7 protein-coding genes and 2 pseudogenes are annotated in these 5,518 nt (G+C 29.1%); 4 read left to right on the top strand and 5 right to left on the bottom strand.

Features of this window, described 5'->3' with window-relative positions:
* Positions 1-312: 312 nt before the first annotated feature.
* The 3 genes and pseudogenes from ACJAX4_RS21755 to ACJAX4_RS21745 form a co-directional block, all read right to left on the bottom strand.
* On the bottom strand, positions 313-567 hold the full coding sequence (locus tag ACJAX4_RS21755) for an RNA polymerase sigma factor (protein WP_435791532.1): 255 nt from the start codon (positions 565-567) through the stop codon (positions 313-315).
* A gap of 24 nt (positions 568-591) precedes the next feature.
* A pseudogene (locus ACJAX4_RS21750) lies at positions 592-741 on the bottom strand (RNA polymerase sigma factor); the annotation flags it as partial.
* Between the two features lie 12 nt (positions 742-753).
* The gene (locus ACJAX4_RS21745) at positions 754-879 is read right to left on the bottom strand and encodes a hypothetical protein (protein WP_435791531.1); all 126 of its coding nucleotides are present in this window, start codon (positions 877-879) and stop codon (positions 754-756) included.
* Positions 880-1,461: 582 nt separating this feature from the next.
* Between ACJAX4_RS21745 and ACJAX4_RS21740 the strand changes: the two are divergent.
* From ACJAX4_RS21740 to ACJAX4_RS21725, 4 genes and pseudogenes are all read left to right on the top strand, one after another.
* Positions 1,462-1,680 (top strand): annotated as a pseudogene (locus tag ACJAX4_RS21740) (BlaI/MecI/CopY family transcriptional regulator); the annotation flags it as partial.
* 5 nt (positions 1,681-1,685) lie between these two features.
* Positions 1,686-2,921, top strand: coding sequence for a M56 family metallopeptidase (locus ACJAX4_RS21735; RefSeq protein WP_435791530.1), 1,236 nt, complete (start codon positions 1,686-1,688; stop codon positions 2,919-2,921).
* 27 nt (positions 2,922-2,948) lie between these two features.
* A complete protein-coding gene (locus ACJAX4_RS21730; protein WP_435791529.1) occupies positions 2,949-3,248 on the top strand; it encodes a hypothetical protein in 300 nt (99 codons plus the stop codon).
* Positions 3,249-3,328: 80 nt separating this feature from the next.
* Positions 3,329-3,706: a hypothetical protein gene (locus ACJAX4_RS21725; RefSeq protein WP_435791528.1), complete on the top strand. Its 378-nt coding sequence runs from the start codon at positions 3,329-3,331 to the stop codon at positions 3,704-3,706.
* Positions 3,707-4,050: 344 nt separating this feature from the next.
* Here ACJAX4_RS21725 and ACJAX4_RS21720 read toward each other — a convergent pair whose 3' ends face one another.
* Both ACJAX4_RS21720 and ACJAX4_RS21715 read right to left on the bottom strand, forming a co-directional pair.
* A complete protein-coding gene (locus ACJAX4_RS21720) occupies positions 4,051-4,560 on the bottom strand; it encodes an LURP-one-related/scramblase family protein (protein ID WP_435791527.1) in 510 nt (169 codons plus the stop codon).
* Positions 4,561-4,773: 213 nt separating this feature from the next.
* Positions 4,774-5,518, bottom strand: a 745-nt coding sequence (locus tag ACJAX4_RS21715; protein WP_435791526.1) for a transposase, incomplete at its 5' end; no start/stop codon positions are given.

The following is a 5,518-nucleotide window of genomic DNA, read 5'->3' as shown; positions in this document are numbered from 1 at the left end:
GTTTCAGGTTTTAGTATTTTAAATTTATTAGTGTAGCTATTTAGCAATTAAATGTTTTTTCTTGAAATTTCTGCATCGTGCAGGCTTGTTTGCTATACCTATTTTTATCGCTACTTGCTCTCTTAACGTAAAATTTATAGTTCTAGACGACTCCATACAAATTCAAGTTTTATTTATTAGTTTCCGTGAGTACTCTAGTTTTAAATTATAACCCATCGCAGCAACTTCAAAAGATGCATAATACATAAAAGCTGGGCCTCTTATATATTAGATAATGTTCTTTTAAAAAAGTTTCATTTTTTATAAATTATCTTAATCTATAACTGTTGCCGCAACTTCAAAAGAAGAATCATCACATATAAGATGGGTATATATCTTTTTTTTTGCTCTTTTATGTTTTGTTTTAACAGTGTTTTCATTCAAGTTTAGTATCAACGCTATTTCACTAAAATTTAAATCATAATAATATCTCAAATATATTATCTCTTGATCAACAGGATTTAACATTTTAATACTTTCTTTTATCTGTTCATTTGTTTCTCGTTTTACCAATAATTCTTCTGGGATATCTTCTGAGGACCTTTGTAATAATTATAAGTAAGTATTCTCACTAGGAATCTCCCTATTATATTTTCTAATCCATGATAAACTCTCATTCTTTGCTATAGTAAAAATCCATGATTTAATTTTTTTAATGTCTTCTATTGTATCAAACTTTTCATAAGCTTTCATTAATGTCTGTTGAAGTACATCCTAAGTTAAATTTTGATTTTTTACAATAGAATATATAAACTTATATAAATCTCTATATATTAAATAAATCTGTTCCTCAAATTGTTTTTTTCTTTTGTTAGATTTAAGTATATCAATAAATTTCATTGCTTTCCTCCTTAAGTAATAATATATAACCAGTGATTTCAATAGCAACAAAATCTATGCCCGTTTTTTCATTGAGCTCTCTTAATTTAAATTTGTCAGTGTTATTTCTAACATATATTCATATTCAAATGTTTTTGTTAATTATATAAATATTGTACCATTAAATTCTATTTTAATAAATAAAGTGAATGTAACCTAACGTGTTGACTTGTTACTTTAAATGTATTATAAATGATGTCCTAAATTGCAAATGCTTGCAGCAGCTCAGTATTAATTGCTCTCTTTATATTGATTAATTAGTTTATAAAATGTAGTTTTCTTTAATTCCAATATTTTCATAACATCAATCGCTTTTATAGTGTTTTCCTCGTACATATTGTAATACTTATCCCATAACTTCGGTATATTCTATAAGAATCCAGTTTGATAAGTTTCTTTGTTTTTTCATTTTCTATTGCTGATATTATGTAAACCATATAAAAATACTCTATTAATGTAAATATTTGTTGACATTTCCTGATTACAGTTGTAAACTTAAATTATCGATTACAGTCGTAAACGGAGCGGAGGTATAAGAAAAATGCACTTGGTTTTAATAAATCATGTAATAAATATTTATATTACCCTTTGGTATCAGAGGATGAATGTATAAAATTAGAAAGTCAGTCCTTTATTAATAAGGTATTTGATGGTTCAATCAAGTCTATGCTCTTGAACTTTGCAAGGTCGGAACAATTATCTGAAACTGATATAGTTGAACTTAAAAATATACTAAATAAATCAGGTAATAAGGAGGGGTAATATATATGGATATATTAAGTTTCTTTGAGATTATTCTACTATCCTCATTAATTGGTAGCATAATTGTATTGATGATATTAATTATTAAAGGTATATTCAAAAATAAATTAAGCTCTAACTTTCACTATTATATATGGTTAATATTAATTATAAAATTAATAATTCCTATAGGTCCACAAACCCCTTTAAATATCTCTAATATATATAAAAATTTTTATGTGCAAAGTACCACAAATGAAAATACAGAAATAAACTCATCAAAACAACTTGATAATTCCAACTTGGATGGTTCAAAATCAATAAGCAGCTTAACACCAACAAGTGAAAGTGTAATTGATAACACAATTAACATACCTCTAAAAAGCAAAATTAATATTAAGAAACTGTTCTGTTTTATTTGGATATTTGGAGTTCTAATATTAATAGGGACCCTGGTTACAGGACATAAAAAACTTAAAAATATTGTTAGCTCTTCTATGAAAAATATAAATAGAAAACATAAAGAAATTCTATATATTTGTATGAAGACTATGAATATAAGAACGCAGGTAGAACTATCCTATTCCCAAAAAATAAGTAGCCCCTCTTTATGTGGGATAAATATACCAAAGATATTGATTCCAGTCAGTGTAGCAGACAATGTTTGTGATGAAGAATTTAAGTATATTATAATGCATGAATTAACTCATTTAAAAAACAAGGACATATTTGTAAATTTTGTTATAACACTATTATCCATGATCTATTGGTTTAATCCAATCTTGCTATATGGATTTCATAAAATGAGACAAGATCTTAAAATTTCATGTGATGCTAAAACAATTTCTTATTTAGATGATGGAAAAAACATTCAGTATGGGAATGCAATAGTAACAGTACTAGAGCTTGCTGGGAACAGCAATAGACTTATGGGTACTACTTCAATGGTTATGAATAGTTCAGAAATAAAAAGGATGATTATTATGATTTCAAAGCATAAGAAGGCAAATATGAAAAATATATTACTTGGAGCTATCATTGTAGTTATATTAGGAGGCATAGGGCTTGCACTAAACACTTCAAAATCACAAGCAGAAACACAGGTAGAAACATCAGTTAAGGTTGCCGGAGAAGTTGTTAGAAACATTTATAACGTAAGTGGAGAAAGGATTGCTGAAATCCAGACACATCCAGAACCAGATGGAGACCCTGGAAGTGAAGAATATAATAAGAAACAAGAAGATGCAGTCTTTGAAATATGAAAGTCAGTTAACAAAAACGTAATACCGTTGCTTTCAAAAGAAGGATATGAAGATGCCATAGGGAATAGGTTCTATAATACGAGTATGGTAATATGTACTACGGATAACTATACAGCCCAAGTTACAGACCTTACTTTTGGTGAAAACGTGTATAAAGATTATAAAGATAATAATAAAGTAAGATATCTTTACGAAGTTAAACTTGATTTTATATCTTCTGATGGTAAAACCAAAACACCAGAGATAGCCAAAGGAGCTGTAGAACTAGTAAAAGAAGATGGCACGTGGAAAGTGAGTTTGTTTGATATAAATCAATTCCTGAAATGATTTATATAGGGAGATAACTCGCTACACTTAAATAAGGACACAATTGTTTAATATAATGAACCAATAATAGGGGGGACAAGATGAAAAAAAGAAAAGGCATTATAATTAATGGATATATAAAAAGAGTAGGAATAGGATTACTAGTGAGTTTAATGATTGTTGTAGCTATATGCTTAATTAATAGCAACTATAGAAATATTGGAACCTTTTCAAACGTATTATTTTATTTTGGAGCAGTAGAACTTTCTCTTGGCGGTATAGGCTTTGTAGGAGGTACAATGATTAAAGGTGATATTGTTTACCAACTTGCGAGAACGGCTACTAATGAAAGTGGTCAAAACCGTACAAGCAAAGACATGGATAACACTGGACAAAAGTTTTATTCTGCTATTTATATGAGCATTATTGGAGCATTGTTGGTTGGTTTTAGTATCATTGTGCAGTATATATTACTGTAATCATTAATAATCCGACTCCTAGAAGTTCCCAAATAACTGTTCCAATCTTTGTAAGGGGTCAGGTGCCTTACAAAAACTGAAACAGTTTTTGTTTCTATTTATAGTTTTATTTATAGTTTTCTTTATAATCCCAACTTTTTCATCAGATATTTATTTCCAATTTTCATAAGTTTCATTAAAATATTCTTTTTAATTCTTAATATTCATAATACTCCTCATTTCAATAAAATTCTTTAAACAATCATCCATTAAGGTTTAATCAGCAACTTTAAAACTTACACTTCCTTTTGCATTACTCCCTTTAACAGAAATTTTATATAGTATCACCTGAAATAATAGTGCTATTAACTATGTATACAATTATCTATTGCGATCACTATTGCTATAATTAAATTATCAACATCAGGATCATATACACAAATTTCATAAGTATCTGTAAGTGATAATGTTTTTTTGACAAACTTTGCAACCATATTTTCGTCTTCAATAACAGTAAAATGCTTTGCAAAACTATCTCCACTAATTGAATATTTACCATATTGGCTATTTACAGAAAATCTTGGTTTAAGCCAATTTTTATCCTGATGTATTGAGGCGCTTATATTATTGTTAATTAATATATCATAATGACTCCATATAAATCCAGCTTTTTTCTTTATTATAAATTGTTCCTCTCCGTCTATATTATTTATATATAAGGTATGTCCTATAGAAAAAAAGTTTCCAAACATTCTATCAACAGTTCCAGTAGATCCATTCCCAATAATGTTAAATATCGGTTGTTTATCAATGTCAGATACTATATATTTATCTTTTATAATATCTATTTTTTGATTTAAATAATACATATTCATTCATATTCATCTCCTTAAACAATGTAAATGCATACTTATTTATTATTATTTATAGTACTTTTAATGTTTGAATGTATATGTTGTTGCCGATGGGACAGCTTTAGTTCCATTTCAATCAGTCATTACCTTATAAATCCGCATTGGTTGTCCTTCCACTAATATCTATAGCGGAGTCTGTCAACATAGTTGTCGCAATTTTTAATTTTAATCTTTTTATGATAATGCTTTTTCTATGACAACAAGCTCTTCTTCCTTTATTGGATTTAATGCCACATATTTTGGCAAATCCCAATTTCTTATTTTCCTACTCCACCTTTCAGGATGATTCTGTTTTGCCATTTCATACACTTTTTTTCTATTCTCTATGATGTTTTTATCCAAGCTATAATGGCGCTGATATGGAGTCAAATATTTGATGCCACTATGCATATGAACATGGTTGTACCAGTAGACGAATCTGGTTACCCACTCTCGTGCGTCAGCAATGCTTACAAAGCCACCATTAGGAAATGATGGAACATACTTCATTGTCTTAAATAACGATTCTGAGTAAGGGTTATCATTGCTTACTCGTGGCCTTGAAAAGGAACTCTGAACCCCTAGTTTTTCTAATGTAGCAAGGAAAGTTGCAGCCTTCATAGGACTTCCATTATCAGAGTGAAGTATAAGAGGTTTACCTGATATTTTGTGAGTTAGAAGGGCACGTTTAACAAGAATTTGGGCATATTCAGCATTCTCTGTTTCCCAAACTTCATAACCAACAATCATGCGGCTGAACATATCTAGTATCAGGTATAGCTTAAAGTATAGACCTTTCACAGAGCCGTTAAGCCACGTGATGTCCCACGTCCAAACTTGGTTTTGTGCGGTTGCTATATGGGTTGGCGGAACTCTTTTTACAGGCGCCTTCGTCTTAAATCTATGAGTGTTTAGTTTTTCTTCTCTAAGTATTCTGTGA

The sequence above is a fragment of the Clostridium sp. genome (genome assembly GCF_051278035.1).
Taxonomy (GTDB): Bacteria; Bacillota; Clostridia; order Clostridiales; family Clostridiaceae; genus Clostridium_AD.
This window is presented reverse-complemented; position numbering and strand designations above follow the sequence as displayed.

Bases quoted from the DNA above. Each gene is read 5' to 3' on its own strand.
- ACJAX4_RS21745 (WP_435791531.1), bottom strand. From the start codon at position 879: ATGAAATTTATTGATATACTTAAATCTAACAAAAGAAAAAAACAATTT.
- ACJAX4_RS21735 (WP_435791530.1), top strand. From the start codon at position 1,686: ATGGATATATTAAGTTTCTTTGAGATTATTCTACTATCCTCATTAATT.
- ACJAX4_RS21725 (WP_435791528.1), top strand. From the start codon at position 3,329: ATGAAAAAAAGAAAAGGCATTATAATTAATGGATATATAAAAAGAGTA.
- ACJAX4_RS21720 (WP_435791527.1), bottom strand. From the start codon at position 4,560: ATGAATATGTATTATTTAAATCAAAAAATAGATATTATAAAAGATAAA.